Annotated in this window: 36 protein-coding genes; 23 read left to right on the top strand and 13 right to left on the bottom strand. The window is 68.8% G+C overall.

What is annotated here, in order from left to right; genetic code table 11:
- Positions 1 to 4 precede the first annotated feature (4 nt).
- The 9 genes from D3A59_RS21940 to D3A59_RS21905 form a co-directional block, all read right to left on the bottom strand.
- The gene (locus tag D3A59_RS21940; RefSeq protein WP_119157457.1) at positions 5 to 448 is read right to left on the bottom strand and encodes a hypothetical protein; all 444 of its coding nucleotides are present in this window, start codon (positions 446 to 448) and stop codon (positions 5 to 7) included.
- Positions 445 to 891, bottom strand: a complete 447-nt coding sequence (locus D3A59_RS21935; RefSeq protein ID WP_119157456.1) for a hypothetical protein — start codon at positions 889 to 891, stop codon at positions 445 to 447. Before D3A59_RS21935 ends, D3A59_RS21940 begins: the two co-directional genes overlap by 4 nt.
- Before the next feature lie 2 nt (positions 892 to 893).
- Complete coding sequence (locus tag D3A59_RS21930; protein ID WP_119157455.1) at positions 894 to 1,703, bottom strand: helix-turn-helix domain-containing protein; 810 nt, start codon at positions 1,701 to 1,703, stop codon at positions 894 to 896.
- 9 nt (positions 1,704 to 1,712) lie between these two features.
- Positions 1,713 to 2,294 carry a deoxynucleotide monophosphate kinase family protein gene (locus tag D3A59_RS21925; protein WP_119157454.1) on the bottom strand — a complete coding sequence of 194 codons (582 nt, stop codon included), beginning with the start codon at positions 2,292 to 2,294 and terminating at the stop codon, positions 1,713 to 1,715.
- 35 nt (positions 2,295 to 2,329) lie between these two features.
- Positions 2,330 to 2,572 (bottom strand): hypothetical protein, encoded by a 243-nt coding sequence (locus tag D3A59_RS21920; RefSeq protein ID WP_119157453.1) that lies wholly within the window; start codon positions 2,570 to 2,572, stop codon positions 2,330 to 2,332.
- Positions 2,569 to 2,712, bottom strand: a complete 144-nt coding sequence (locus D3A59_RS25605) for a hypothetical protein (RefSeq protein WP_157991638.1) — start codon at positions 2,710 to 2,712, stop codon at positions 2,569 to 2,571. Before D3A59_RS25605 ends, D3A59_RS21920 begins: the two co-directional genes overlap by 4 nt.
- 8 nt (positions 2,713 to 2,720) lie before the next feature.
- Positions 2,721 to 2,954 carry a hypothetical protein gene (locus D3A59_RS21915; RefSeq protein ID WP_119157452.1) on the bottom strand — a complete coding sequence of 78 codons (234 nt, stop codon included), beginning with the start codon at positions 2,952 to 2,954 and terminating at the stop codon, positions 2,721 to 2,723.
- 3 nt (positions 2,955 to 2,957) lie between these two features.
- Positions 2,958 to 3,308: a hypothetical protein gene (locus D3A59_RS21910; protein ID WP_119157451.1), complete on the bottom strand. Its 351-nt coding sequence runs from the start codon at positions 3,306 to 3,308 to the stop codon at positions 2,958 to 2,960.
- 145 nt (positions 3,309 to 3,453) lie between these two features.
- Positions 3,454 to 4,224 carry a S24 family peptidase gene (locus D3A59_RS21905; protein WP_157991636.1) on the bottom strand — a complete coding sequence of 257 codons (771 nt, stop codon included), beginning with the start codon at positions 4,222 to 4,224 and terminating at the stop codon, positions 3,454 to 3,456.
- Between the two features lie 80 nt (positions 4,225 to 4,304).
- On the opposite strand from D3A59_RS21905, the gene D3A59_RS25600 reads away from it, so the two are divergent.
- On the top strand, positions 4,305 to 4,664 hold the full coding sequence (locus tag D3A59_RS25600) for a hypothetical protein (RefSeq protein WP_157991635.1): 360 nt from the start codon (positions 4,305 to 4,307) through the stop codon (positions 4,662 to 4,664).
- A gap of 95 nt (positions 4,665 to 4,759) precedes the next feature.
- On the opposite strand, the gene D3A59_RS21895 is transcribed toward D3A59_RS25600, so the two are convergent.
- Both D3A59_RS21895 and D3A59_RS21890 read right to left on the bottom strand, forming a co-directional pair.
- Positions 4,760 to 5,002: a hypothetical protein gene (locus D3A59_RS21895; RefSeq protein ID WP_119157448.1), complete on the bottom strand. Its 243-nt coding sequence runs from the start codon at positions 5,000 to 5,002 to the stop codon at positions 4,760 to 4,762.
- Positions 4,995 to 5,483, bottom strand: coding sequence for a hypothetical protein (locus tag D3A59_RS21890; RefSeq protein WP_119157447.1), 489 nt, complete (start codon positions 5,481 to 5,483; stop codon positions 4,995 to 4,997). The genes D3A59_RS21895 and D3A59_RS21890 overlap by 8 nt, the downstream gene beginning before the upstream one ends.
- Before the next feature lie 201 nt (positions 5,484 to 5,684).
- Here D3A59_RS21890 and D3A59_RS25595 point away from each other — a divergent pair, with 201 nt between their 5' ends.
- The 4 genes from D3A59_RS25595 to D3A59_RS21880 are packed head-to-tail and all read left to right on the top strand — an operon-like array spanning position 5,685 to position 6,777.
- Entirely contained in the window at positions 5,685 to 5,837 is a 153-nt protein-coding gene (locus tag D3A59_RS25595) for a hypothetical protein (protein WP_157991634.1), read from the top strand.
- The gene (locus D3A59_RS25590) at positions 5,834 to 5,995 is read left to right on the top strand and encodes a hypothetical protein (protein WP_157991633.1); all 162 of its coding nucleotides are present in this window, start codon (positions 5,834 to 5,836) and stop codon (positions 5,993 to 5,995) included. The genes D3A59_RS25595 and D3A59_RS25590 overlap by 4 nt, the downstream gene beginning before the upstream one ends.
- Before the next feature lie 54 nt (positions 5,996 to 6,049).
- Positions 6,050 to 6,586, top strand: a complete 537-nt coding sequence (locus tag D3A59_RS21885) for a phage regulatory CII family protein (RefSeq protein ID WP_157991632.1) — start codon at positions 6,050 to 6,052, stop codon at positions 6,584 to 6,586.
- Positions 6,586 to 6,777 (top strand): hypothetical protein, encoded by a 192-nt coding sequence (locus D3A59_RS21880; RefSeq protein WP_119157445.1) that lies wholly within the window; start codon positions 6,586 to 6,588, stop codon positions 6,775 to 6,777. Before D3A59_RS21885 ends, D3A59_RS21880 begins: the two co-directional genes overlap by 1 nt.
- Here the strand turns inward: D3A59_RS21880 and D3A59_RS21875 are convergent.
- Entirely contained in the window at positions 6,758 to 6,949 is a 192-nt protein-coding gene (locus D3A59_RS21875; RefSeq protein WP_119157444.1) for a hypothetical protein, read from the bottom strand. The two genes, D3A59_RS21880 and D3A59_RS21875, sit on opposite strands and share 20 nt — an antisense overlap.
- Before the next feature lie 125 nt (positions 6,950 to 7,074).
- On the opposite strand from D3A59_RS21875, the gene D3A59_RS21870 reads away from it, so the two are divergent.
- The 17 genes from D3A59_RS21870 to D3A59_RS21800 all read left to right on the top strand — a co-directional run bounded on the left by D3A59_RS21870 (position 7,075) and on the right by D3A59_RS21800 (position 19,741).
- Positions 7,075 to 7,416, top strand: coding sequence for a hypothetical protein (locus D3A59_RS21870; RefSeq protein WP_157991631.1), 342 nt, complete (start codon positions 7,075 to 7,077; stop codon positions 7,414 to 7,416).
- Positions 7,417 to 7,452: 36 nt separating this feature from the next.
- Positions 7,453 to 8,499, top strand: a complete 1,047-nt coding sequence (locus D3A59_RS21865; RefSeq protein ID WP_119157442.1) for a hypothetical protein — start codon at positions 7,453 to 7,455, stop codon at positions 8,497 to 8,499.
- A complete protein-coding gene (locus D3A59_RS21860) occupies positions 8,474 to 8,941 on the top strand; it encodes a hypothetical protein (RefSeq protein ID WP_119157441.1) in 468 nt (155 codons plus the stop codon). The genes D3A59_RS21865 and D3A59_RS21860 overlap by 26 nt, the downstream gene beginning before the upstream one ends.
- The gene (locus D3A59_RS21855; RefSeq protein WP_119157440.1) at positions 8,938 to 9,693 is read left to right on the top strand and encodes a hypothetical protein; all 756 of its coding nucleotides are present in this window, start codon (positions 8,938 to 8,940) and stop codon (positions 9,691 to 9,693) included. Before D3A59_RS21860 ends, D3A59_RS21855 begins: the two co-directional genes overlap by 4 nt.
- A 139-nt stretch (positions 9,694 to 9,832) precedes the next feature.
- Positions 9,833 to 10,375, top strand: coding sequence for a hypothetical protein (locus D3A59_RS21850; protein ID WP_240636167.1), 543 nt, complete (start codon positions 9,833 to 9,835; stop codon positions 10,373 to 10,375).
- The gene (locus D3A59_RS21845; protein ID WP_119157439.1) at positions 10,372 to 12,447 is read left to right on the top strand and encodes a phage terminase large subunit family protein; all 2,076 of its coding nucleotides are present in this window, start codon (positions 10,372 to 10,374) and stop codon (positions 12,445 to 12,447) included. The genes D3A59_RS21850 and D3A59_RS21845 overlap by 4 nt, the downstream gene beginning before the upstream one ends.
- Before the next feature lie 4 nt (positions 12,448 to 12,451).
- Positions 12,452 to 12,820: a hypothetical protein gene (locus tag D3A59_RS25585; RefSeq protein ID WP_157991630.1), complete on the top strand. Its 369-nt coding sequence runs from the start codon at positions 12,452 to 12,454 to the stop codon at positions 12,818 to 12,820.
- Between the two features lie 29 nt (positions 12,821 to 12,849).
- Positions 12,850 to 13,065, top strand: coding sequence for a phage head-tail joining protein (locus tag D3A59_RS21840; RefSeq protein ID WP_119157438.1), 216 nt, complete (start codon positions 12,850 to 12,852; stop codon positions 13,063 to 13,065).
- On the top strand, positions 13,065 to 14,543 hold the full coding sequence (locus D3A59_RS21835) for a phage portal protein (protein ID WP_119157437.1): 1,479 nt from the start codon (positions 13,065 to 13,067) through the stop codon (positions 14,541 to 14,543). Before D3A59_RS21840 ends, D3A59_RS21835 begins: the two co-directional genes overlap by 1 nt.
- 117 nt (positions 14,544 to 14,660) lie before the next feature.
- Complete coding sequence (locus D3A59_RS21830) at positions 14,661 to 16,682, top strand: prohead protease/major capsid protein fusion protein (RefSeq protein ID WP_240636166.1); 2,022 nt, start codon at positions 14,661 to 14,663, stop codon at positions 16,680 to 16,682.
- A complete protein-coding gene (locus tag D3A59_RS21825; protein ID WP_240636165.1) occupies positions 16,682 to 17,092 on the top strand; it encodes a DUF2190 family protein in 411 nt (136 codons plus the stop codon). Before D3A59_RS21830 ends, D3A59_RS21825 begins: the two co-directional genes overlap by 1 nt.
- A gap of 33 nt (positions 17,093 to 17,125) precedes the next feature.
- Complete coding sequence (locus tag D3A59_RS21820) at positions 17,126 to 17,416, top strand: head-tail joining protein (protein ID WP_157991629.1); 291 nt, start codon at positions 17,126 to 17,128, stop codon at positions 17,414 to 17,416.
- Between the two features lie 3 nt (positions 17,417 to 17,419).
- On the top strand, positions 17,420 to 17,851 hold the full coding sequence (locus tag D3A59_RS21815; RefSeq protein ID WP_119157434.1) for a hypothetical protein: 432 nt from the start codon (positions 17,420 to 17,422) through the stop codon (positions 17,849 to 17,851).
- Positions 17,852 to 17,854: 3 nt separating this feature from the next.
- Positions 17,855 to 18,013, top strand: coding sequence for a hypothetical protein (locus D3A59_RS25580; RefSeq protein ID WP_157991628.1), 159 nt, complete (start codon positions 17,855 to 17,857; stop codon positions 18,011 to 18,013).
- Between the two features lie 3 nt (positions 18,014 to 18,016).
- Complete coding sequence (locus D3A59_RS21810; protein ID WP_119157433.1) at positions 18,017 to 18,979, top strand: phage tail tube protein; 963 nt, start codon at positions 18,017 to 18,019, stop codon at positions 18,977 to 18,979.
- Positions 18,980 to 19,034: 55 nt separating this feature from the next.
- Entirely contained in the window at positions 19,035 to 19,367 is a 333-nt protein-coding gene (locus tag D3A59_RS21805; protein ID WP_119157432.1) for a hypothetical protein, read from the top strand.
- Positions 19,367 to 19,741, top strand: a complete 375-nt coding sequence (locus tag D3A59_RS21800; RefSeq protein ID WP_119157431.1) for a DUF1799 domain-containing protein — start codon at positions 19,367 to 19,369, stop codon at positions 19,739 to 19,741. Before D3A59_RS21805 ends, D3A59_RS21800 begins: the two co-directional genes overlap by 1 nt.
- 3 nt (positions 19,742 to 19,744) lie before the next feature.
- On the opposite strand, the gene D3A59_RS21795 is transcribed toward D3A59_RS21800, so the two are convergent.
- Positions 19,745 to 19,954, bottom strand: coding sequence for a hypothetical protein (locus tag D3A59_RS21795; RefSeq protein WP_119157430.1), 210 nt, complete (start codon positions 19,952 to 19,954; stop codon positions 19,745 to 19,747).
- Between the two features lie 18 nt (positions 19,955 to 19,972).
- Here D3A59_RS21795 and D3A59_RS21790 point away from each other — a divergent pair.
- Positions 19,973 to 23,370, top strand: a 3,398-nt coding sequence (locus tag D3A59_RS21790) for a tape measure protein (RefSeq protein ID WP_157991627.1), incomplete at its 3' end; no start/stop codon positions are given.

Below are 23,370 nucleotides of genomic sequence, written 5' to 3'. Positions count from 1 at the left end.
GGACTCAGGTCGTTGTGGTCGTCGTGGGGGCGGTGTCGGCGCCGTGGCTGGCTGTGCGGCGCGCGTTCCGCCACGCCTGCCGCTCGTCGTCGTTGAGGCGGGTCAGGTCGATCCGGGCGTGGGCGATGCTCAGCACTTGGCGCAGCGTGGCGAGGAGCTCGCCGGTGCCCGTGGCCTTGCTGTCGGCCGCAGGGGCCGGCTCGGGCGGCTGGGTGGCGTCGACGGCGCGCAGCAGCTCGGCGCCGATCGCGCGGGCCTGCTCCAGGCTCAGGTCGAGCTTGATCGCCGCGGCGACGGTGTCGTGATCGAGGCGCACGCGCTGGCTCGTGGCCGAGACGCTGACGAAGAGGTCCGGCCCGGCCGACGAGGCCGGCACGCGGGCCTGGGCGCGGTAGAGCTCGCGCTTCTGCAGCGAGCCGGGCGAGAAGAGGAGGGCGGGGGCGTTCATGCGTGGCGCTCCTGCTCCGCTCGGACTTGCAGCGCAGACCCGGGCGCGGCCGCCGCGCGCGGCCGCTGCACGCGCGCCTTCACGGCCTCGAGCTGGGCGTTGGACCACATGGCGGCTTCGCTCGCGACCACATCCGTGGTCCGGTCGGCCAGCATGTCCATCACCATCACCCCGCGGCGCGCCGCCTCGTACTCGCCGCCCTCGAGCGTGATGCGACCGGTGCGGCCGTAGCGCTCCAGCACCGACAGCATCAGCTCGAGCTGGGCGTCCATCTCGGGCTCGCCCTCGCCGAGCAGCTGCGAGGTGCGCGACCAGGTCAGGCCGGACTCGACCCAGTCCCACAGGGTGGCGTCGGAGGCTTCTCCCGAGTGCAGCGCGTCGAGCGTGCTGGTGTGAGCGAGGCGGATCGTGCGAATCTGTTCAACGGTTAGCAGTGCGGGCATGGTCAGCCTCCGAAGACGAGATCCATGAACCACGCTTGGTCGACGCGGCGCAGGTCGATCGCGGCCAGGTTCTTCGCGATCCATGCGCGCAGCTTCTTGCGATGCACGCGGCGCACTTGCGCGGCGCCCTCGCGCTCGGCAGGCAGGCCGTGCTGGTCGATCCAGCGCGCCACCGTCTTCTCGCACACGCCCAGCGCCTGGGACAGCGAGACCGTGGTGAAACGGTCCGGGTCGTCGCGGTCGAGCTTGCGGCGCTTGATCTGGCCCATCACGGCGCCCTGGGTGCGCGTGAAGCCCGCGGCCTTCAGCTTCGAGACGATCACCTTCAGCGACAGGTGAGCCACTTTTTCCAGCAGCTCAAGTTCCTTGGCGCTCCAGGGGTTGTTCAGCAGCATCGGGTTCGAGCGGGTGAGCCCGAGCTCGGCCGCGCGGTGCTGGAGCCACCCGCGGGGCCGCCCGGTGCTTGCTGCCAGTGCTGCCATGCCGCCGCGTCGTCCGGTGCTGCTGGCGTAGTGCGCGCGCAGCGCTGCATCGATCGCCTCGGTGCGCTCCCAGGTGCGAGCGAACTGCTTGCCGGCCGAGCCCTGGTGCGGGGCGCTCAGCCCGAGGGTGCGTGCCTTGGCGTAGATGCTGCTCAGCGCGCGGTGCGGGAGCAGCTCGGCGCAATGGGCGGGGCCGGTGGCGCGGTCCGGGTAATGCTTCCTCAGGATGGCTTCTTCCCACGTCATCCAGTGGTAGCCCGGGGTGGGGCGCACGAAATGGGCCGGCGCAGCGTCGCTCAGGTCGGCCGTGCGGAGCGTGTCGTCGAGCATGGCTGCCTCTCAGGCGGCGTTGCGAGCGAGCTGCTGCACGCGCAGCTCATGGATCAGGCTGTCGAGCTGATCGCGCAGGCAGGCCATCGAGCCGCGGTTGTCGATCTCGTGGTCGGCCGGCAGCGTCGACGAGTGCCGCTCGCTCTCGTGATCACGCACGCTGGGCAGGCCGGGGCGCGAGATGCGCACGAGCACCCCGCCGTGGGCCTTGATCCAGGCGGCCTCGTTGGGGAAGCGGATGTCGGACAGCACCAGGTCGATGCCGAGCTCCTTGGCCTGCAGCAGCTTGCCGGTGCCGATGCGCAGCCAGAAGTCGGGGCTGATGGCGCGGCCCCACTCGGTGCCGAGGGTCTGCGCGAGGTGGCGGTAGCTGACTCCGATCGTGGGGACCGGCAGCTCCTTGAGCGCGCGCTCGGTCATCCATTCGCCGCCTGCGCCGGCTGCGTCGAGCAGGGCGCAGAGCATGTTGCGGATCGGGTCGGCGAGGCCGAGCTGCTCGAAGCCGTGCTGGTCTTCGAGGTAGCGGGCCGCGGTCGACTTGCCGCAGCCGGCGAAGCCGATCAGGCCGAGGAGGAGGGGTTGAGCATGCATGGCGTGACGGTTGGTGAGAGGCATTGGGAAGGGGATCAGGCGTCGAGGAACGGCGCGCGCATGTGCCGCGCGTCGGGCCCGCACGATCCGTCGGGGGCGCGCACGATGGCCACCGGCAGCGCTCTCTCGGGCGCGACCGGGTGCTCGCCGGCTGTCGAGAGCGCGCGGGCACAGCGGCAGTGCCGCACCCCGTTGCGCGTGGTACCGAAGTCGCACAGCTCGCAGGCGCGGTAGGACACCTTCCGAGCGGCGGCCTGGTGGGCGAGGAGGGCGGTCATTGCCACAGCACCCAGGCGGCGTAGCAGGCGATCGCCGTCACGTAGGCCACGGCGAACACCACGCAGGCGCGCGCCGAGGCGTCATAGCGGCGGCAGGGCTGCTGCAGCTCGAGGCGGGTAGGGGTGGGCAGCTCGCGCATGACGTCGCTCAGCTGCTCAGGGCGGCGCGCGCCTGGCGTGCGCTCAGGTTGATCGTCGAGGCGGGGCCGCGGCCGAGATCTCGCTCGGCGATATCGGCGGCGGCCTTGCTGGAGCGGGCCCACACCCGGCACTCGGTGCGCTCGAGGGTCTGCTCGTTGGTGTGGAGCACTCGCCAGTAGCTCAGGCCCTGAGGGGCGAAGCGGTGCAGCGGGTGCGACAGGGGGCTGGTGACGGTTGCCATCGCTCAGGCCTCCTTCACGGTGGGCTGAGCGGCTGCGGCCTCGGCGGCGTCAGCGGCTTTGAGCAGGAGGATCGTGCCTTCGAGGGCATCGGCGGCGGCCAGCAGGCCGGCGGCGATGGCGCGCAGATCTTCGGCGCTGGGGTAGGTCTGCAGGCTCGCGCAGCCGGTCGTCAAGGAGACCATTGCGAGCCGGTCCGGTTCAACCGAGACGCCTTCGCCCGTGGCGACGCGGACATGGGTGTGCCAGTTGTCGTCGTGGCCGCCTACGTCGTGGCTGAGGTGGTGGGTCGGCTTCTGGGAGAGGGCCGGCTGCTGCTGGCCTTCGGATGCGGGGTGGGTGGGGCTTGCCATCATCGGTCCTTGGTGGAGGCGATGGCGGAAGTCTAGCTTGAAGCTAGATGATGTCAAGTTTTTAGCTAGAACTCTCTAGCTGGCCACAGAAAAAAGCCCGCGCAGGGCGGGCAGAGTGGCTGGTGGGGTGAGGAGGCGGTGGCGGCCTTCACTCGATGTCAGGCCGCCATTTGCTAGGGGGGAGGATGAAGCCTACAGCGTGGATCAGCTCGATCTCATCGGTTCCCAGGGTAATTCGCCGTTCACCGTTGACGCTGAGGAGGGCCACGCTGTCCTTTCTGTAGTAAAGCAGCTCCTTGACCATCTTCTTTCCGTCTCGGAGCTTGATCGCTACGTATTCCCCGACTGCTGGCCTGGAGTTCGGCTCGACTACAACTAGCCAGCCGTCGCGAATAGCGGGATGCATGCTGTCGCCACGAACTAGCAGTGCATAGGCATCGGGATCTCGCGTGGGAACATCAACGTAGCCGTCTCCCATCCCTGGGACCAGGGACAGCTCTTCGTACCACCCGTTGTCTCCCAGCTTCGCCATTCCAACTACCCGTACTCTTTTCGACACAGACGGCCGGCCTGCGTAAGTCAGCTCTGCAGCTTCTTCGTTTAGGACTGGGCGCGTTGCCGGGGTTGGCTCAGGGCGAGCCGTATCCGTACGAGTTGCTACTGTGCTGGCGGCTTGGTCAAACCAGTCGTGAGGACGTCCCTCGGCAAAAGCTCTTGCGATTGCCTTCGCGGCCCGTGGGCCGACATGCCGAGGGCTGCCATCTGCTTTCGGCTTGCCCTCATAGAGCTGATAGATGTATTCCTCAGAGAGCCCACTTGCAGAGGCAACAGCGCGATAGCCGACGCGCTTGTCGTCGCCTTCGCTCAGCTCGTCCACGAGCGCCCGTAAGTTGGCTAGCCAGTTGTCCTGCACGGTCATGGCTAGATTCAAGCAAATAGCTAGAGCTGCCATCTAGCCTCCGGCTTGACTATCTCTAGCTGTGAGCTAGACTTCGGGGGATGAGCCATATCACCGCCCAAGATCGAGCGCGGATTGCCGCCAAGGTTGGCGTCAACAAGGACTATCTCTATCAGTGCATGACGGGGCGTGGAGCCATGAGTCCTGCTGAAGCAGTCCGCATTGAGTTTGAGAGTGAGAAGGAGTTGTGCCGCTGGCACCTGCGTCCCAACGACTGGCACTACATCTGGCCCGAGTTGATTGGTGCTGCGGGGGCTCCTGAAGTTGCCTCGCCCTATGAGCGCCGTCACGGCGACCGCCGCCACGGCCCCTTCGAGCGCCGCAAGGGCGCGCGCCGCGCCACCGACCGCAAGGACAAGGGCCCGGTCGGCTTGGTGCAGGAGAGTTGCCATGCAGCGTGATTCGATCCCCCGCAGAAAGCGGTCTGTCTCGGCGTTGATGGCGTAGGGGGAGGGTTGCAATGACGTTTCTCGAAGAAGACAGCCGCGCGCTAAGGTCAATCGCGCGCAGCATGGAGGCCCTGGCAGATCGTGAGGGCTTGCCTGCGTTCGCAGCAGTGCCGATGCTCCCCGGACTGCAACTCCATATGGAGCGCGTGGAGGACGACACCGTCCGCCTGCGGCTGGCAGTGCCCCCGGCGTTGATTGAGGCAGCGAAGGAGGGTGGAGTGCTCCATCTTCAGGTGGGCGAGGCGCAGATCGCGCTCCAGTTCGAGTTCCGGTTCGTTGCGCTCAACCACGCAGTGTTTGAAGCCACGCGAGTGCTTCCGGCCAGTGATCCATACCCGCCTCCACGAGGCGTGTGGTCGCTGCTTTCAACGCCTCCCCGCCAAGATCCCGCAAGGCCGTCGTGATGCGCGCCTTCTCTTCCGGCGGTAGGCCACTGGCCTGTACTTTCGCTTCCAGCAAGGCGCGAAGAGTCTCGGCTTCCAGCCGGACCGTGACCACGCCCAGCATGGCGGATAGGCCGCCGTCGTCTTGCAGGAAATCGAGCCCGCGAGCCGTGATGGCCGCGAGATGCACCCGCATCTGGCCGCTGAGAAATTTCACGGATTTCGCGTCGATGAGGCCGTGCTCGTGCAGGTACGTCGCGTTGAAGATCCACCGCCGGTCCTCGGAGTCCAGGCCCAGGGTCAATTCCTCGGGCTGCATCTGCGAGGGGTATGCGGCGGCCAGCCTCTCCAGGATCTCGCGCTGCAATGCGCGGTCCATCAGCTCCATGGGAGCCCCTTTCTTGGTGGCGTTGTGGGTGGGACTTCAATCCTGCCATGACCGTGGGCTCCCGCCCCTTCCCGGTCTGAGGCGCGTCGCCTAGCCGCCTCAGCCCTCCCGTTGCCAGCTCCCCATCCGCCAATGCAAGCAGCCCTCGCCACCGCACCGCAGGCGCAACTTCCCCAAGTTCATCCTGCCGATATCGTGCCCGTGCCTGCACCCCTGAACGGGGGGCGTACCCCGGGCGTGCGGGTGCACTGCTCCACCTGCGCGCAGGAACACACCCATCACCTCGACGCGCCGTGCGCCGCGTGCTTCGACGTGAAGGCGGGCGCCTTCCGCAACTGGGAGCCCCGCCTGTGATCCTCCTCTTCAGCCCTCTGCTGTGGTGGGCGGCCTTCGCCCCGCTGCCGCTCGCCTTCCTGGCCGTGTCCCGCCGCTCCGAGCGCGATGCAGCGGATATCGAGGCGGCCTGCCTGCGCTTCGCCCGGTCGATGTCGGCCGGCGCGAACCACCCCTGATCCGCGCCGGCCTCGCCTCGCCCTCCCTGACACCCTTCGATCGAGTCTCTGCCCATGAGCCGCACTATCCCGCCGCAGAAACCATTCGTCACCGCCGATATCGGGACCGAGATCGGCACCCCGGGAGCTGCCATGCCGGTGCTCACCGACGTGCACGACGCGATCTATCACATCGCGCACGACTACCCGGGCGGCATTCCGGCGCTGGCCGTGCGGATGAAGATGAACCCGCACACGCTGCAGAAGAAGGTGAGCCCTACCTGCGACACCCACCACGTCACGGTGGCGGAGTTCATCGCGATCCAGGCCTTCGCGGACCGGTTCGATCCGCTGTACTCGGCGGCTGCAGCGCTCGACCACGAGCCGCCCCTGCGCAAGAGCAACTCGCCGGCTTCCGAGTCCGAGACCGAGGTCGATGTGGCCGCGGTGCACCTGCAGCTCGCGCACATCGGCGCCGAGTCGGGCGACGTCTATCGCCAAGTGCACGCGGCGCTGCAGAAGCGGTCGATCTCCCCGAACGATCGCAGCCAGATCCGCAAGGAAGTCAGCGAGGCGATCGCCGCGCTGAATGGGCTGCTGGAGGTGCTGTGATGGTCAGCATCAGGAAAGCGAAGAAGCGCGCGCAGCGCCGGATGAGCAAGGACATGGTGTTCGTCGTGGCTGATTCCTGGGGCGGCTTCAAGATCCTGACCGTCTTTCAGAGGGGCCGCGCCCTCTCTGTTCGTCTTTCCAGCCGGTGGGCTCAGTGCCTGGCTCAAAGCCTCATTCACCGAGGCCGATGAGAGATTTGATGGTCACGGCTGTTCCTCTCTTCGGCTTCTTCTTCACCTGCCGCTGGTACATCGCAACTGCCATCAGCAGTTCCTGGCGAGTGAGCTGGCGGTACGCGTCGACGTGGTACGTCACCTCGTTGGCCGGATCTCGCAACGAGGTCCGCACGCTCGGCATTTCCATGGGAGCCCCTTTCATGGGCCGGTTGGTTGTGGAAGACAAATCTTCCCATGACCGTGGGCTCCCGCCCTTTCCCCGCCACGCGCTCCAAGCGCGCCTCGGCGGCTCTCTCCTCGCGTAGGACCGTGATGGAAACCCAATCGACTACACATGAAAGCCGTGACGCGCAGGCCCAGGCGCTTGCCGATATCGGACTGGAAAGGCAGCGGCATCAGAACGACGATGTCGAGGACGTGGTGCGCGCAGCGCAACGCAATGGCATGGACGGGTTGACGCGCTCGGAGATCCGAGAGCGGCTCGAACTCATTACCTCGCGGCGCTGGGAGGGGTCGACTGTGTCTCGCTGCGTGAATGGGTTGATTGCAGCCGAGCGCCTGGTGCAGCTTGGGCAGCGGCGCGAGTGCAGCGTCACTGGTCGGGTCGTCACCGTGGTGGCTGTGCCTGCGGTGCAGGCGAGGCTGGTGCCGTGATGGGCGTACCGCAGCGATATCGGGGAGGCGCGAGCCATGCGTGACTACGCGAAGATCTGCCCGAAGATCTGGACAGGCCGCACCGGCAAGGCGCTGCGCAAGCAGGGCCCCGAAGCGATGGTGGTGGCGCTCTACCTGATGAGCTCGCCCCACTCGAACATGCTCGGGCTGTTCTACCAGCCGGTGCTCTACATGGCTCACGAGACGGGGCTGGGCATCGAAGGGGCTTCGAAGGGCCTTCGAAGCTGCATCGAAGTGGGTCTCTGCAGCTTCGATGCCCCTTCGGAGATGGTGTGGGTCCACGAGATGGCCGCATACCAGATCGCGTCGGAGCCCCTCAAGCCCAGCGACAAGCGCTGCATCGGCATCCGCAAGGAGTACGACGCGCTGCCGGACTGCCCTTTCCTGGGGCCGTTCTTTGACCGCTACGCCGGGCAGTTCCACCTGAAGACGCGGCGCGAGGGTGCCTCGGATGAGCAAGCGTCCGCAGGGGGAAGCCTCGCCTGCGTGGAAGCCCCTTCGAAGCCCCTTCGAAGCCAGGAGCAGGAACAAGAGCAGGAGCAGGAACAGGAGCAGGAACACACCCCCTTGCCCCTCGGGGGGCATGGGGTGGGTGTGGGGCCTGCCAGCGTCGAGGTCGAGGGGCTGGAGGCGGAGGAGGTCGACTGCGACCTCGTCACCCCGGCTGCTGCGGTCTGCAAGGCGTTGAAGGCCCGGGGGATCTCCCGGGTCTATCCCGGCAACCCGCTGCTCGCCGAGCTGCTCGCCGCTGGAGCGTCGGAGGCCGAGTTCACCGACCTGGCCGAGGCCTCGAAGTCCAAGGGCGACCCCTTCGCATGGATCCTCGCGGCGGTGTCGAAGGCGCGACAACGCGCGGCCGAGGTGGCCAAGGCGCTGCACCGCGGCCCGCTGCCCCAGGCGGCGCCTGCTGAGACCGCCTACGCCCGCTCCATGCGGGAGAAGTACGAGCAGATCTGCCCGCAGGCAGCTGCGAAGCCGCTGCAGGGCGTCACCGCTCCTGCATCCAAGCCTGTTCCGACGTTCCTGGAGGTGATCGATGTCTCTGCCAAGCGACTGGGTTGACGCCCTCTTTGCCCGGCTGTCCGTGCGCTACGGCCGTGATTTCCTGTCCCGGTGGGAGGGGCTCGACCTGGCCCTCGTGAAGGCCGACTGGGCCGAGGAGCTCGCGGGCTTCGCGGGCCGGCCGGAGGCGATCAAGCACGGCCTCGAGCACCTGCCTCCCGGCAAGCCGCCGACCGTGGGCGAGTTCGCAGCGCTCTGCCGCAATGCGCCGGTGCCGCAGTCGCCCGCCTTGCCGGCGCCGCCAGCGGACCCTGAGCGTGTCAAGACGGTGATGCAGCGGCTGACGGCGGCGGGCAGTGCGAGCGTGCGCAGCGAGCGCGCGTGGGCGCGCCGGCTGGAAGCGCTGGATCAGAGTGGCGAGCCGCTCACCATCACGCAGCGCACGATGTACCGCGAGGCGTTGGGGTATGCCGCTCAGCCTGAGCACAGGGCAGGGCGATGAAGATCACCATCACCAGCAACGTCGAGGACGTGATCAAGCGGCTGGATGACGTAGGGCGCAAGCAGATCCCGTTCGCCGCGGCCAGGGCGCTCACGGCCACCGCGCGCTTGATCGTCGATGTCGAGCAGAAGGTGATGGACAGCGTGTTCGTGCGTCCCACCTCGTACACGCTCAACAGCCTCTTCGTGCAGCCGGCGACCAAGGCAAAGCTCGAGGCCGTGATCCGGCCGAAGGATGCGGCCGCAGGCGGGCGATCGGCCAGTGCCTGGCTGGCTCCCGAGGTGACGGGCGGGCCGCGCCGCGAGAAGGGCTTCGAGCGCGCGCTTCGGTCGGCCGGCATCCTGCCCGCCGGGATGTACGTCGTGCCCGGGGCCGGTGCTCAGCTGGATGCCTACGGCAACTGGAGGCGCGCGCACGTGAATGCCGTGCTCGTCGACATGCGTCTGGCGGGCGTGAAGGCAGTGGCCAACCGCGTGGCGAAGGCTCGCGCCAAGGACGCGGCTCGCGCACGTGCGAGGCAGTCGCGCTACTTCGTGCTCGCGCAGCAGGACGGCGAGCTCGAACCCGGGATTTACGAGCGCCGGCGCACGGGCTTCGGCACGGCGGTGCGGCCGGTGGCGGTCTTCGTGCCCAGCCTGCCGAGCTACCGCCGCCGCTTCCCGTTCTACCAGGTGGCGGAGCGCGTGGCGAACAAGGAGTTCCCGGGGCACTTCCGGCGCGCGCTCGACGAAGCGGTGGGGAGCAGCCGGTGAGCGGGCGTCGTCCCGGTCTCCCCGCCCCGGTTGGGCCGGCCCCCCGGGGGGGCTTCGGGTCCTCCCGGGGGCTGAGCCTCGCGGGTAATTCGAACCCCGATGTCGGACTGTTCAGCAGCCTTCCCAAGGGGGTTGTACGGTGATTGATGCACTCAAGGCCCGGGTCACGCAGAAGGAGTTCGCGGACCTCGTCGGCATCTCCCAGCAGAAGGTCAGCGAGCTGCTCGCCGACGGCATCCTGCCGCGCGAGGGCACTGCGGACCAGTGGCTGCACGCCTACTGCACGCGGCTGCGCGAGCAGGCCGCGGGCCGCCTGGGAGAGGTCGAGGGGGTCGACTTGGCGTATGAGCGGGCGCTGCTTGCGCGGGAGCAGCGGGAGGGCCAGCGGCTGAAGAACGCGATCGCGCGCGGCGAGTACGCCCCGATCGGCCTGCTCGCCGACGTGCTGGGCGCGGCATCGGCCGGCGTCGTCGATCGCTTCGACCAGTTGGAGGGTGCGCTGCGCAAGGCCTGCCCGGATCTGCCCGAGTCGGCGCGCATGACGGTGATGCAGGTGATCGCCTCAGCGCGCAACGAGTGGATCCGCTCAACCGCCAAGCTCGTGGCCACGCGCGTCGACGAGCTCGCGGACGACCAGGCTGAGGACGCGCTGAGCGAGGGCGAGGAGTGGCCGGCCTCATGAGCGAGCGCTACGTCATCGCCGCCGAGACCCGGGCCGCGATCGTCGCCGCAGCGAAGCTCGGCCTCGAGAGCCTGGCGGCCGAGCCGCCCCAGCACCTGAGCGAGTGGGCCGCCGAGCACTTCAAGCTCGCCGGCGAGAGCAGCCACCAGAAGGGCGCCTGGGAGGCATGGCCGTTCCAGATCGGCATCCTCGACTTCATGAGCGACGACCGCATCGAGGAGCTGGACGTCCAGAAGTCCAAGCGCGTGGGCTACACCAAGATGCTCACCGCCTTCGTCGCCTACAACATCGCGCACCGGCGTCGCAAGCAGGCGCTGTGGCAGCCGACCGACGACGATCGGGACTCCTTTGTCAAGTCGGAGATCGAGCCGGTGCTCGAGGGCGTGGAGGCCGTCAAGGCGGCGCGCCGCAAGGGCAAGGGCGTCGAGGACACGATCAAGTACAAGGCCTTCCGCGACTCGGTGCTGCACCTGCTCGGCGGCAAGGCGGCGCGCGCCTACCGGCGCATCACGGTGGCCGTGGCCCTGATCGACGAGTGGGACGGGTTCGACCAGGTGGTGGAGAAGTCCTCCGACCCCGGCACGCTGGCCAAGGGGCGCCTCGAGGGCGCGCCCTATCCGAAGTTCGTCGGCGGCACGACGCCGCGCATCAAGGGGCTGAGCCACGTCGAGCGCTCGCGCGAGAAGGCCGGCGCGGACCTGCGCTACCACATCGAGTGCCCGCACTGCGGCGCCGAGCACCCGCTGCTGTGGGGCGGCAAGGACAAGCGCCACGGCATGAAGTGGGAGCGCGGGCGCCCCGAGACCATCCGCCACGTCTGCCCGCACTGCCTCGAGTCCATCACGCAGGCCGACTACCTGCCCGAGGGCGTGCCACTCACCGGCACCTGGGTGTGCATCAAGACGGGGCTGAGGTACGGGGCCGACCGCACCTGGCGCAATGACCAGGGCGAGCCGGTGCGTCCGCCGCGGCACGTCGGCGTGCAGGTGTGGGCCGCCTACAGCCCGCAACGCAGCTGGGAGAGCATCGCGCGCGAGTTCGAGCACGCCTACGAGATCCTGCAGACGGGCGACGCGGGCCCGATGCAGGGCTTCGTCAACGAGACGCTCGGCGAGACCTGGGAGCTCCAGGGGGAGCGCAGCGACGAGCACGCGCTGCAAAAGCGCGCTGAGCCGTACCCGCTCGGCCTCGTGCCGATCGGAGGGCTGCGCCTCACTGCCGGGGTCGACGTGCAGCGAAACCGCTGGGAAATCGGCGTCTGGGCATGGGGGCGCGGGCTCGAGAGCTGGACCGTCGACCATCACATCATCGAAGGCAACCCGGCCAACGACGAGGACTGGGAGCAGGTCACCATCTACCTGCAGCGTCGCTATCCGCAAGCCTGGGCCGGTGGCAGTGCGCTCGGCATCGACAGCATCTCCATCGACTCGAGCGACCAGACGCAGGCCGTCTACAACTGGGTGCGCAAGAACGTGCACCAGCTGCCGGTGCAAGCGGTCAAGGGCTCCAGCGAGGAGGGCAAGCCGATCAAGGGTGCGGCCTCGTCGCAGGAGATCACCTGGCGCGGCCAGAAGTGGGCCAACGGTGTGAAGCTCTGGAGCATCGGCGTCGACACCGCCAAGGACCTGCTGCTCGGCCAGCTCACGATCGACACGCCGGGTCCGGGCTACGTGCACTTCAGCGACCAGCTCTCACGCGAGTGGTTCGAGCAGCTCACGGCCGAGCAGCGCATCCTCGTGAAGGGGCCGCGTGGCGGCGAGACCTACAAGTGGGTGAAGCGCCGGCCGCGCAACGAGGTGCTCGACTGCCGCAACTACGCGCTGCACGCTGCCTTCATCCTCGGGCTCGATGGCTACAGCGAGAAGCGCTGGCAGCAGCTCGAGGCCCGCGTGCAACCTCCCATTGATCTCTTCAGCGCGCCGGCAGCCCCGGCCGACGTGCTGCCCGCCCCTGAGGAGGCTGCTACCCCTGGCGCCTCCCAGGACAACTCTGCCGCTGCCCCCACCCCACGTGCAGCGGCCATCCCTCGTCCTGCCCTCACCCCCTCCCGATCCTTCGCCCGTGCCTGGTGACTTAATGACATCGAAAACCGCCGCCGACACCACCCCGCCTGCCCGCCATCAGCTCAGTGAGCGCTTCGCCGACCCGGACCTCGTCGACCGAATCTTCGACCTCGTGATTGCACATCTCCCGCAGCTTGTTAGTGGTGCACGCTCGCTAAGCGAGGCGAAGAACGCGGTGCGTGGCGAGTTCAGCGGCCAAGAGATTTATATTCACAAGCGACGACACATGAGTGGTGAAGTCCTTGCCCAGCAGGTGCGGGAGTTGTGTGCTGGCGGTGCGCGGCCCAAAGATGTGGCCGTCAAACTCGGATTGAGCCGTGCCACGGTCTATCGCATGCGCGGCTCGCACGGAAAAAACTTGTCTCATTTTTCCGAGAAATGAGACAGCCGCCCCGGTAGCGTGCCGGGGCTATGGCCCTCTCCCAATCTGACCTCGACTCGCTCGACGCTGCCATCGCCTCCTCCGAGCTGGAGGTGGAGCTCGATGGCCGTCGCATTCGCTACCGATCCATCACCGAGCTGCAGGCGGCTCGGGCCCACGTGGCCAACGTGCTGGCCGCTCAGGCGCCCGGCCGCCGCGCCGGCGGCGCCTTCCGCTTCAACTTCACCACCAGCCGGGGCGACTGATGGCCGAGCCCCGCATCACCTTCCTCGACCGCGCCATCGGCTGGCTGTCTCCCGGCGCAGGCCTGCGCCGCCACTTCGATCGCCTGCGCCTGCAGCGCGCCTATGAGGCAGCCAGTCCCCGCGACCCCTGGAAGCCCCGCCGCGCCGGCGCGAGCGCCAATGCCGACCACGCCATGGATGGCCGGACCTTGCGCAGCAAGAGCCGGGCGCTGAAGCAGAACGTGTCCTACATCCGCTCGGGCCTGGAGGCGCGCGTCGCGCACATCATCGGCACCGGCATGAGGCGCAAGTTCCGCGGCCGCTCCGGCGAGCGGCTCAATCAGCTGTGGGCCGAGTGGGTCAGGGTCGCCGACGCCGACGGCCGGCGCGACCTCTACGGCCTGGAGGCCGATGCGGTGCGCGCAATGGATGTCGACGGCGAGGTGCTGATCCGCTTGCGCCCGCGCCGCCCGGAAGACGGGCTGCCGGTGCCGCTACAGCTGCAGCTGCTCGAGATCGACTGGCTCGACGAGCTGCGCACCAGCGCGGACAACGGCAACGCAGTGCTCAACGGCGTCGAGTACGACGCCTTCGGCCGTGCAGTGGCCTACTGGCTGTGGGACAACCACCCGGGCGACATCGGGCGCATCAAGAAGACGGCGCGCACCGAGAGCCGGCGCGTGTCGGCCGACTTGATCATCCATCTCTTCGCTGCCGAGCGGCCGGGGCAGGGCAGGGGCTTCCCCCGCCTGGCGCCTGTGATCAGCCGCGTGCGCGACCTGCAGCTCTACCAGGACGCGGAGCTCGGGCGCAAGAACCTCGAGACCCGGCTCGGTGTGATCGTCAGCGGCGACCCGTCAATGCTGTCAGATCGTCCCGAGGAGGCCCAGCAGACTGGAATCCTGGGGGATCTGCCGAGCGGGAACGTGATCCAGGTGCCGACCGGCATGAACATCACGACTGTCGCGCCGAACGTCGCCCCTGGCTACGTCGACTATGTGAAGTACGAGCTGCATCTGATCTGCTCGGGCGCCGGCTTTACCTACGAGCAGGCCACGGGCGACATGCGGGAGGTCAACTTCAGCAGCGCGCGCGTGCGGCAGCAGGACTTCCGCCGAGAGATCGAGCAGCTGCAGTGGCACGTTGTCATCCCCGTGATGTGCCAGCGCATCAGCGACGAGTTCGCGCGCTATGCGTCCCTTGGGGGCCAGGTGCCGGGCCGGCTCGACTACACGGTGGAGCACTCCACCCCGAAGTGGGACTACATCAACCCGGCCCAGGAGCTTACGGCCGACCTGCTCGAGATCGGGGGCGGGATGTCGAGCATCAGCGAGAAGCTGCGCCGTCGCGGTTACGACGCCGATATGGTCTTCGACGAGCTGGAGAAGGACATCAAGGGGCTGCGCGATCGGGGCATCCTCGATGTGCTGCTCGCGATGCAGAAGACGCGCGCCGAAGCCCCGGAGGACTCCGGAACCGCATCGGCGGCGGGGCGCTGAAACCGTCTCATTTTTCCGAGAAATGAGACAGCCGCCTCGGCACAGTGCCGAGGCATGCCGCAAGCCAACCCGACTCAAGCCGCACCGCAGTCTGAGACTCGCGACCTGCCGATGCAGATGCGCGAGGCGACCCTGGTGCCCTCGACCTTCAACGAGGCCGACAACACCATCGAGGTGGTCTGGACCACCGGCAGCCGCCGCCGCGCCTATGACTGGTGGACCGAGACGATGTACGAGGAGGAGCTCGTCGTCAGCGAGGAGACGGTGGACATGGCCCGCTTCGAGGCCGGCGTCGTGCAGGTGCTCGACGGCCACCGCACCTGGGGCGGCGTCGGCTCCATCCTCGGCGTCGCTCAGCGCGGTTGGGTCAACGCCGGCGAGGGCCGCGCGATCCTGCGCCTGAGCCAGCGCGAGGACGTCGCCGGCATCGTCGCCGACATCAAGGCCGGGATCATCCGCTCGATCTCCTTTGGCTACTCGGTCGAGCGCTACGAGATCACCCGCGCCCAGGACCGCACCGACGGCGTGAACCTGCCGCTGTACCGCGCCGTGCGCTGGACGCCGCAGGAGATCTCCTTCGTCACGGTGCCGGCCGACCCCAACGCCTCCACGCGCTCGCAGCACACCTCCCAGCCTCAGGGCAATGGCCAGCCGCCTGCCGGCCAGCCTTGCCAGTTCATCCGGGCAGCCGCCCACATTTCCACCACGGAGCACTCCATGCCCCTCGAGAACGATCCCCAGGGCGGCACCACGACGCCCGCCACTGCCAACCGTCAGGCCGCAGCAGCGCCGGCGCCTGCCGTCGTCAACCCGCCAGCCGACGACGTGGCCCAGCGCGCGGCCGCAGAAGTGGCGCAGCGCGCCGCCAACATCACCGAGGTGTGCACCCGCCACGGTGTCGCCCATCTGGCCGCCGGCCTGATCCGCAGCGGCCAGTCGCTCGACCAGGCCCGCTCGGCCGTGCTGCAGGAGCTGGCCGTGCGCGATGCGGCCGCCGGCGGCCACATCAACGTGCGCGGCGTGCAGACGGTGCGCGACGAGACCGAGACGCGCATGCGTGGCATGGAGGAAGCCCTCATGCACCGCGTCGACGCGCGCTCTCAGCTCACCGACCACGGCCGCCAGTTCCGCGGCATGAGCCTGCTGGAGATCGGGCGCGACATGCTCGAGGCCGGCGGCGTTAACACCCGCGGCATGGATCGTCTGCAGCTCGCCACCCGCATGCTGAACTTCCGCTCGGGCGGCATGCACACGTCCTCCGACTTCTCGGCGGTGCTGTCGAACGTCGCCTCCAAGCGCCTGCGCGCCGGCTACGAGGAGAACCCCGGCAGCTACACCCGTTGGGCCCGCCGTGCGCCGAACGCGCCGGACTTCAAGAACATCACCGTCGTGCAGCTCTCGGCGATGCCCGACCTGCTCAAGGTCAACGAGCACGGCGAGTTCAAGTACGGCAGCCTCAGCGACGGCGGCGAGACCTATGCGGTGACGACCTTCGGGCGCATCGTCTCCCTGAGCCGCCAAGCCATCATCAACGACGACCTGCGGGCCTTCGATCGTCTGGTCGCTGGCTTCGGCGGCGCCGCCGCGCGCCTGGAGAACCGCACCGTTTACGCGCAGCTCACGGCCAACGCCGCGCTCGCCGACGGCGTGGCGCTCTTCCACACGGATCGCAAGAACCTTGGCGGCGCCGGGTCGGCCCTGTCGTTCGACGCGCTGTCGGCGGCGCGCAAGGCGATGCGACTGCAGAAGGGGCTGGCGGGCGAGGAGCTCAACCTGGCGCCGGCCTACCTGATCGTGCCGGCCGCGCTCGAGCAGATCGCGTATCAGCTCACGAGCTCCAACTACGTGCCGGCCACCCAAGCTGCCGTCAACGAGTTCCGCTCGGGCGGCCGCACCTCGGTCGACCCGATCGTCGAGCCGATCCTCGACGCGGCCTCCGCCACCGCCTGGTACGCCGCGGCCAGCAACTCGCAGGTCGACACGGTCGAGTACTGCTACCTCGACGGCGCCGAGGGTCCGGTGATCGAGAGCGAGATGGGCTTCGAGACCGATGGCGTGTCCTTCAAGTGCCGCCTGGACTTCGCCGCCAAGGCGCTGGACTTCCGCGGTCTCTACAAGGCCACGGGCGCCGCTGCCTGATGAGCGTGCGGGCCGGCTTGTCCGGCCTGCTGACGCTGCTTCGAGATCTCCATTTCCTCTCTACCGAGGGCTTCAACATGAAGAACTTCATCCAGTCGGGCCTCACGATGGCCCTGATCGCTCCCTACGCTGTCGCCGCCGGCGCCGGCATGCTCGTCGGCTCGCTGTTCGCTGTCGCAGCGACGACCGCCGCCAACGGCGCCGAGGTCGAGGGCCACACCGTCGGCGTGTTCGAGCTGACGGCCCTGGCCACCGACACCGGTGCCGTCGGCGCCAAGGTGTACTGGGACAACACCAACAAGCGCTGCACCGTCACGGCGACCGGCAACACGCTGATCGGCTGCCTGGCGGCCGCCAAGGGTGCGGGCGAGGCAACGATGCGCGTGCGCCTGAACGGCGTCGTCGTCTAAGCCGGCTGAATCGCGATGCTCGACGCCGCCGCCATGGTCGATCGCCTGTACCGCCGCCTCGGCACGCCCGCCACGCACACGAGCGCGGCGAGCGGCATCGAGACCGCTGTGCACGTGATCCTCGACATGGGCGGCGGTGACGCCTCGATCGCCGGCTTGATGCAGGGCGACTCGCCATCGCTCAAGCTGCCCACGGCGGCCGTGCCGGGCGGCGTGCGCAAGGGCGACACCTTCCAGATCGGCGCCACGACCTGGCGTGCCCGGGAGGCCGGCCAGCCGCTGCGCGACGGGGCGGAGCTGCTCGTTTCGCTGGCGAAGGACTGACGCATGGCTGCCACCGCCTTCGAGCAGCTGCTGCAGCGCGTCGCCGACGTCATCGCCTCGGCCAGCACGCCCGCGGGTCCCCGGGTGGTGCGCCACCAGGCCGACGACGAGTGGAGCCCCGAGGACTGCCCGATGGTCTTCGTGCGCCGCGGCGCCACCCGCCGCATGGCCACCGCCCCGATCGGCATGCTCGACCACGAGCTCACCGTGCTGGTGCACCACCTGGTCAGCGGCCCGAACTGGGAGGCCGCGGCCGACGAGCTGCACCACGCAGTGCATGCCGCGCTGTGCGGCAGCGCCGAGCTCCAGGCGCTCGGCATTGAGCTGACGGCGACCGAGACCCGTGCCCAGTCCGGCAGCACCACGCTTGGCGAGCTCGCTGCCTCCTACCGCATCGCCGTGCGCACCGACACCACCCTGAACCTCGTGAGCTGACCCATGCCGCAGACCGAACCGACCCCGACGCCCACGCCCGAGAACACGCCGCTGCCCGGTGGCGGCTCGTGGAACTGGAGCGACACCGCGCCGCACTGGCGCCCCAACGAACCCGCTGCCGAGCCTGTCACGGCCGGCGAGCCCACCGAATCGCAGGAGTAAGCCATGCCGCGCCTGATCACGAACACCGTCGTCCTCGCCAAGGTCGAGACCACGATCGGCACCGATGCCGCACCGACCGGCGCCGCCGATGCCGTGCTGCTGGCCGATGTCAGCATCACGCCGCTGGACGCGCAGAACATCGACCGCAAGCTGATCCGCCCCTTCATGGGCGGCGCCGAGCAGCTCGTGGGCCCGGCCAGCGTCAAGGCGACGATCACCGTCGAGATGGCCGGCAGCGGCACCGCCGGCACCGCACCGCGCTGGGGCGTGCTGCTGCAGGCCTGCGGCATGGCCGAGGCGAACCTGGCGACGCCCGCGCGCAACGAATACACGCCGGTCTCCAGCGGCCACAAGACCGTCACCGTCTACTACTACGACGACGGTGTGCTGCACAAGCTCGTGGGTGCGATGGGCAACCCGAAGTTCAGCTTCAAGGTGGGCGAGCGCCCGACGCTGTCGGTGGACCTCATCGGCCTGGACGGCGGCGTGAGCGCGGCGGCGAACCCGAGCGCGACGCTGACGGCGTGGCGCGTGCCGCCCGCGATCACCAAGGCCAACGTCGTCGACATCACGCTCGGCGCGACCTACGCCGCCGGCGCACTGGCCAACGGCACCACCTACAACAGCACTGGCCTGGAGCTCGAGCTGGGCAACCAGGTGGCATTCACGCCGATGCTCAACAGCGAGTTCGTGCAGATCGCCGACCGCGCCGCCACCGGCTCGATGCAGCTCGACCTGACTGCGGCGCAGGAGGTCTCGCTGATGAACAGCGTCAAGGCGAACACCACGCAGTCGCTCGCGATGACGGTGGGCACCACCGCCGGCAACAAGCTGATCGTGCACGCGCCCGCGGTGCAGCTCATCAACCCGAGCAAGGCCGAGCTCAACGGCAACCGCCTGATCGGCTTCGATCTGCGCCTGGTGCCCGTGTCGGGCAACGACGAGCTGCGCTTCGCCTGCGTCTGACGCCATCCGCCCGGCCGCGAGCCGGGCGTCTCTCACCCCTCATCGACTCACCACCATGGCATTCAAGCTCGTCGTCTCCAACACCGTTGCCGTGCCCGTCAAGGGCGTCATCTCCGACGAGGCCGGCAAGTCCGTCCCGTTCAATTTCTCGCTGACCTGCGAGCGGCTGACTGCCGCTGAGCTGAAGTCGGTCATCGATTCGAAGGAGACGTTGGTCGGCGAGGTGGTGCAGCGCGTCGCGCAAGGCTGGAGCGGCGTGCTCGACGCCGAGGGCCAGCCGCTGCCGTACAGCGACGCCGGCCTCGCGCAGCTCCTGGACATCCCCGGCATCGCGAGCCTGTGCTTCGGCGCCTACATCCAGGCGGTGGGAGCCAAGGAAAAAAACTGATGGAGGCCGCGCGCCTGTGGGCGCGTGGCGAACTCAGGACCGGACATGACGATGAACCTGCTCCCGAAGACCGCATCGCTGCCGCGCTCGCTGCAGTCGGCCTGGTTGCCGAGGGCGAGGTCGTGCGCGACGAGCCTTTCTACCTCTGGCCCGAGCACGTCGCCGCGCTGCAGCTCTGGAACCAGGTGCAGACCCAGTGGCGCGTTGGACTGGCCGGTCGAACTGGCTTCGATTACCCCGGCATCGAGGTTGTCATGCGCCGGCGCTTCCGGCTGCGTGGGCGCGAGGCCGACGAGCGGTTCGCGGAGCTTCAGATCATGGAGCGCGCAGCCCTTGCGGAATGGGCGCGGCAGCGCGAGGGCGGCAAGGGCTGACGGTCAGCGTTTGGCCCACGCACGCCACCAGCCCCGTCCGAGCAGTGCGCGTGCCAGCAGTGCAAAGGCCGCCGCCATCGTCAGCAGCGCCTGCATCCATGACGCCTGTCCGGTCCCCCACGTCAGCCAGGCGACAAGCCACAGCAGGAACGCCAGTGCGCAGCTCACTCCCTTGAGTGCGCCGGCGGTAAAGGTCTTGAGCAGCGGGTCCATGGTTCGGAGGGTAATCCCTTGAGCAGTAGTGAAGAGATCGGCATTCGGTTGACCCTGCAGGGGGCGGGTGCCGTGGCCTCGCAGCTAGGAGGGGTCCAGCGTCAGGTGCAGGCGGTTGGCCAGTCTGCAGATGATGCCGGGAATGGTGCGGACCGCCTCGCCGCGGCCATCGGGCGCATTGGGCACTATGGTGCACTCGTTGGCACGTTGGGCGTGCTTCAGGCGGCGGGCAGGGCACTGTTCGAGGCGAGCGCGGCCGCTGAGCGTCTGGCGACGCAGCTCGACTTCGCCACCGGCGGCGCCGGGGCGCGGGAGATGGCTTTCGTCTCTGGGTTGGCCAACCGGCTGGGCCTGGACCTGCAGGGTGCGGCGAAGGCCTATGGGATGCTGGCCGCCGCGGCGCGCGGCACGAGCATGGAGGGGAAAGGCGCCCGCCAGGTCTTCGAGGCTGTCTCGAAGGCGGCGGCGGCGATGGGGCTGAGCGCGGACGAGACCTCGGGCGCGCTGCTCGCGCTGCAGCAGATGATCTCCAAGGGCAAGGTCAGCTCCGAGGAGCTCACTGGCCAGCTCGGCGAACGCCTGCCTGGGGCCTTCCAGATCGCGGCGCGCGCGATGGGCGTGACCACGGTCGAGCTCAGCAAGATGCTCGAGCAGGGCCAAGTGCTCTCCGAGGACTTCCTGCCCAAGTTCGCCCGCCAGCTCGAGCAGGAGCTGGGCGATGCGGCGGAGAAGTCGGCCGACCGGCTCGACGCCGCGGTCGCGCGCATGGGTAACGCCTGGAGCTCGCTCAAGCGGGCGGTCGGCGATAGCGGGATTTCCCGCGGCATTGCCAACAGCATGGGCGTTCTGACGAACGACATGAAGGCCGTCAGCGAAGCCATGGACCGGGCGCGCAACCAGGGCGGCGGCTTCTTGCGGCAGATGAACGACGGCCTGGGCATGATCATCGGCCGTGCGGTCGGGCTGGGCATGGTCAACCGCGACTTCATGACGCTGGAGCAGGCAGTGGCCGACGCGACGGCCACGATCAAGCGGCTGGACGAGCAGGAGCAGCGCTTCGGCAAGCTCAGCATCTACAGCATGAGCGAGCGCGCCGCGGCTGCGCGCGATCTGGCCCGGGCCAACCGCGAGCTTGCAGCCTCGGGAGGGCAGGAGCAGGGGGCAGGTGGCGGGCGCGGACTCGTGAATCCCCAGACGGTGGGGCAGCAGCTCGCCGCACAGGAGCAAGCCGCTGAGCGTCTGGCCGCGCTGCGCCTGAAGATCTCCGGCGTCGACAAGGATTACGTCGAGGCCATGAGCCAGCTCGCCAAGGACCGGGCAGCGGGACTCATCGGGGAGAAGGAGTACGCCGAGGTCCTGGGGCTGCAGCAGGCCGCGCTGCTCAAAAAGACCGGGGCGACCCAGAAGGCCAGCGAGGCCGAGAAAGCCGCGGCCGAAGAGGCGAAGAAGCGGCAGGCGCTGCTGATGGGGGCGATCGGCCTGGACACCGACTACCTCGAGACCCTCGAGCGGCTGCAGAAGATGCGCGCCAAGGGGGAGATCTCCGAGGATCGGTACGTTGCGGCGGTCGAGAAGCTGATCGGCTCGCAGGCGGCGGCCAAGCAGCTCACCGAGGAATACAAGAAGGAGCAGAAGGAGCTCGGCGAGGCGATGGGCGCTGTGACCGCCCACGCGGCCAAGGCCGACGCGCAGCTCTACGCGACCGTCGACAGCCTGGCGGCGGCGCTCAAGGAGCAGCAGGAGCGCAATGAGGCCATCGGCCTCGAGGGGGCGGCGCTCACCGAGCTCGAGCACCGGCGCGCGCTGGCGAACATCGCGCTGCTTGAGGAGCGCCTGCGCATGGAGGAGCTCGCCGGTACGTCGCCCGAGCGCCTCGCAGCGCTGCGCCAGGAGATCGAGCTGCAGCGGCAGCTTGCCGATGCGCGGTACGGCGGCGCGCGCAAGCAGGTCGATGCAGACATGCAGCGTCAAGTGCGCGACGAGTGGCAGCGCACAACCGAGCAGATCGGGCAGTCCCTCTCCGACGCCCTCATGCAGGGAGGCAAGAGCGCCTGGGAATACATCAAGGGCCTGTTCCGCTCGACGGTCCTGCGCCCCGTGATTCAGGCCGTGGTGAACCCCGCGGTGTCGAGCTTCATGGGCCTGCTCGGGATGGCGTCGCCGGCCAGCGCGACGGCGCCGCAGATCTCGGGCACCGCGGGCCTGGGGCAGTACCTGCAGCTTGCCTCGCTGGGCTCGTCGGCGAGCCTGGGCGGAATGATCGCCGCTGCCGGCAACACGCTAGGCATGGGCTCCCTGTCAGCCTTCGGCACCGGCATGGGGCTCACTGGCGCCCAGGCTGCGGCAGCCTCCTCGGCCTATGGGGCCGCCGGCATGGCGAGCACCGGAACGGCGCTGTCGGCCGGCGCAAGCGCGGCTGCAGCGATCCCGGTTGTCGGCGCGATCATCGCCGGCATGCTGGCGAACGGCTCACTCCATGACCGGGGCTGGAAGTTCGACACCAGCAGCATGAACGGGCTGTCCCGTCATGTGTTCAAGAACAGTGGCTACGAGGCCATGAACAAGGCCCTCGACCGGATGTTCGGCGCCAAGACGGCGGCAATGCTGACCGGCTCGGCGCTGACGCAGCGGTTCTTCGGCCGCAAGGCGCCCCAGGTCAAGGCCTCGGGCATCGAGGGCACGTTCGGCAACGACGACTTCACCGGCAACACCTGGGCCGACATCGAGGCCAAGGGCGGGTACTTCCGCAAGACGAAGCGGTGGACCGAGACCGGCGCGCTGGACGCGGGCATGGATCACGCGCTGTCCTCGACCTTCGGCGCGCTACGCCGGCAGATCAGCGGGCTCGCGCAGTCCCTCTCGCTGCCGACGGAGCAGATCGCGGGCTACACCCGGCACATCCGTCTCGCCTTTGGCAGCGACGAGGCGGCGAACCAGAAGCAGATCGAGGAGCTGTTCGCCGGCATGACCGAGGACATGGCCAACGCGGCCATGCGCGGCTTCGAGTGGGCGATCCGCGGCGGGGAGAAGGCCAGCGACGCGCTGAAGCGCCTGGGCGGCTCAATCGAGGCCGTGAACCCGATGCTGCGCCTCCTCGGCGTCCGCATGCTCGACGTGAACGTGTGGGGCGGCGACGCAGCCAGCGCGCTCGCCGACCTCATGGGCGGGCTAGAGGGCTTCACGTCCGCCACCTCGGCCTACTACCAGGCCTTCTTCAGCGAGGAGGAGCGGCTGGCCAAGACGACGGACAGCGTGCGCGAGGGCATGGCCGCGCTGGGCATGGCGATGCCTGGGACGCGCGCTGAGTTCCGCCGCCTGGTCGAGGCGCAGGATCTGCACACCGACGCCGGCCGCCGCGCCTACGCCGCGCTGATGCAGATGGCGCCCGCCTTCGACGCCGTCGCTGCTGCCGCGGA

The sequence above is a fragment of the Caldimonas tepidiphila genome, from assembly GCF_003569765.1.
Taxonomy (GTDB): Bacteria; Pseudomonadota; Gammaproteobacteria; order Burkholderiales; family Burkholderiaceae_C; genus Caldimonas; species Caldimonas tepidiphila.
Note: the sequence above shows the minus strand (reverse complement) of the source record. Positions and strands in the feature narration are given on the sequence as shown.

What these genes read in the sequence shown, in the direction of transcription:
- D3A59_RS21870 (WP_157991631.1), top strand. Translation starts at nt 7,075, where the DNA reads ATGGAAACCCAATCGACTACACATGAAAGCCGTGACGCGCAGGCCCAG.
- D3A59_RS21810 (WP_119157433.1), top strand. Translation starts at nt 18,017, where the DNA reads ATGCCGCGCCTGATCACGAACACCGTCGTCCTCGCCAAGGTCGAGACC.
- D3A59_RS21860 (WP_119157441.1), top strand. Translation starts at nt 8,474, where the DNA reads ATGTCTCTGCCAAGCGACTGGGTTGACGCCCTCTTTGCCCGGCTGTCC.
- D3A59_RS25585 (WP_157991630.1), top strand. Translation starts at nt 12,452, where the DNA reads ATGACATCGAAAACCGCCGCCGACACCACCCCGCCTGCCCGCCATCAG.
- D3A59_RS21840 (WP_119157438.1), top strand. Translation starts at nt 12,850, where the DNA reads ATGGCCCTCTCCCAATCTGACCTCGACTCGCTCGACGCTGCCATCGCC.
- D3A59_RS21875 (WP_119157444.1), bottom strand. Translation starts at nt 6,949, where the DNA reads ATGGAAATGCCGAGCGTGCGGACCTCGTTGCGAGATCCGGCCAACGAG.
- D3A59_RS21885 (WP_157991632.1), top strand. Translation starts at nt 6,050, where the DNA reads ATGAGCCGCACTATCCCGCCGCAGAAACCATTCGTCACCGCCGATATC.
- D3A59_RS25600 (WP_157991635.1), top strand. Translation starts at nt 4,305, where the DNA reads ATGAGCCATATCACCGCCCAAGATCGAGCGCGGATTGCCGCCAAGGTT.
- D3A59_RS25580 (WP_157991628.1), top strand. Translation starts at nt 17,855, where the DNA reads ATGCCGCAGACCGAACCGACCCCGACGCCCACGCCCGAGAACACGCCG.
- D3A59_RS25605 (WP_157991638.1), bottom strand. Translation starts at nt 2,712, where the DNA reads ATGCGCGAGCTGCCCACCCCTACCCGCCTCGAGCTGCAGCAGCCCTGC.
- D3A59_RS21865 (WP_119157442.1), top strand. Translation starts at nt 7,453, where the DNA reads ATGCGTGACTACGCGAAGATCTGCCCGAAGATCTGGACAGGCCGCACC.
- D3A59_RS21880 (WP_119157445.1), top strand. Translation starts at nt 6,586, where the DNA reads ATGGTCAGCATCAGGAAAGCGAAGAAGCGCGCGCAGCGCCGGATGAGC.
- D3A59_RS21890 (WP_119157447.1), bottom strand. Translation starts at nt 5,483, where the DNA reads ATGGAGCTGATGGACCGCGCATTGCAGCGCGAGATCCTGGAGAGGCTG.
- D3A59_RS21915 (WP_119157452.1), bottom strand. Translation starts at nt 2,954, where the DNA reads ATGGCAACCGTCACCAGCCCCCTGTCGCACCCGCTGCACCGCTTCGCC.
- D3A59_RS21825 (WP_240636165.1), top strand. Translation starts at nt 16,682, where the DNA reads ATGAGCGTGCGGGCCGGCTTGTCCGGCCTGCTGACGCTGCTTCGAGAT.
- D3A59_RS21835 (WP_119157437.1), top strand. Translation starts at nt 13,065, where the DNA reads ATGGCCGAGCCCCGCATCACCTTCCTCGACCGCGCCATCGGCTGGCTG.
- D3A59_RS21935 (WP_119157456.1), bottom strand. Translation starts at nt 891, where the DNA reads ATGCCCGCACTGCTAACCGTTGAACAGATTCGCACGATCCGCCTCGCT.
- D3A59_RS21845 (WP_119157439.1), top strand. Translation starts at nt 10,372, where the DNA reads ATGAGCGAGCGCTACGTCATCGCCGCCGAGACCCGGGCCGCGATCGTC.
- D3A59_RS21800 (WP_119157431.1), top strand. Translation starts at nt 19,367, where the DNA reads ATGGAGGCCGCGCGCCTGTGGGCGCGTGGCGAACTCAGGACCGGACAT.
- D3A59_RS21820 (WP_157991629.1), top strand. Translation starts at nt 17,126, where the DNA reads ATGGTCGATCGCCTGTACCGCCGCCTCGGCACGCCCGCCACGCACACG.
- D3A59_RS21940 (WP_119157457.1), bottom strand. Translation starts at nt 448, where the DNA reads ATGAACGCCCCCGCCCTCCTCTTCTCGCCCGGCTCGCTGCAGAAGCGC.
- D3A59_RS21815 (WP_119157434.1), top strand. Translation starts at nt 17,420, where the DNA reads ATGGCTGCCACCGCCTTCGAGCAGCTGCTGCAGCGCGTCGCCGACGTC.
- D3A59_RS21905 (WP_157991636.1), bottom strand. Translation starts at nt 4,224, where the DNA reads ATGACCGTGCAGGACAACTGGCTAGCCAACTTACGGGCGCTCGTGGAC.
- D3A59_RS21830 (WP_240636166.1), top strand. Translation starts at nt 14,661, where the DNA reads ATGCGCGAGGCGACCCTGGTGCCCTCGACCTTCAACGAGGCCGACAAC.
- D3A59_RS21925 (WP_119157454.1), bottom strand. Translation starts at nt 2,294, where the DNA reads ATGCATGCTCAACCCCTCCTCCTCGGCCTGATCGGCTTCGCCGGCTGC.
- D3A59_RS21805 (WP_119157432.1), top strand. Translation starts at nt 19,035, where the DNA reads ATGGCATTCAAGCTCGTCGTCTCCAACACCGTTGCCGTGCCCGTCAAG.
- D3A59_RS21855 (WP_119157440.1), top strand. Translation starts at nt 8,938, where the DNA reads ATGAAGATCACCATCACCAGCAACGTCGAGGACGTGATCAAGCGGCTG.
- D3A59_RS21910 (WP_119157451.1), bottom strand. Translation starts at nt 3,308, where the DNA reads ATGATGGCAAGCCCCACCCACCCCGCATCCGAAGGCCAGCAGCAGCCG.
- D3A59_RS21920 (WP_119157453.1), bottom strand. Translation starts at nt 2,572, where the DNA reads ATGACCGCCCTCCTCGCCCACCAGGCCGCCGCTCGGAAGGTGTCCTAC.
- D3A59_RS21930 (WP_119157455.1), bottom strand. Translation starts at nt 1,703, where the DNA reads ATGCTCGACGACACGCTCCGCACGGCCGACCTGAGCGACGCTGCGCCG.
- D3A59_RS21795 (WP_119157430.1), bottom strand. Translation starts at nt 19,954, where the DNA reads ATGGACCCGCTGCTCAAGACCTTTACCGCCGGCGCACTCAAGGGAGTG.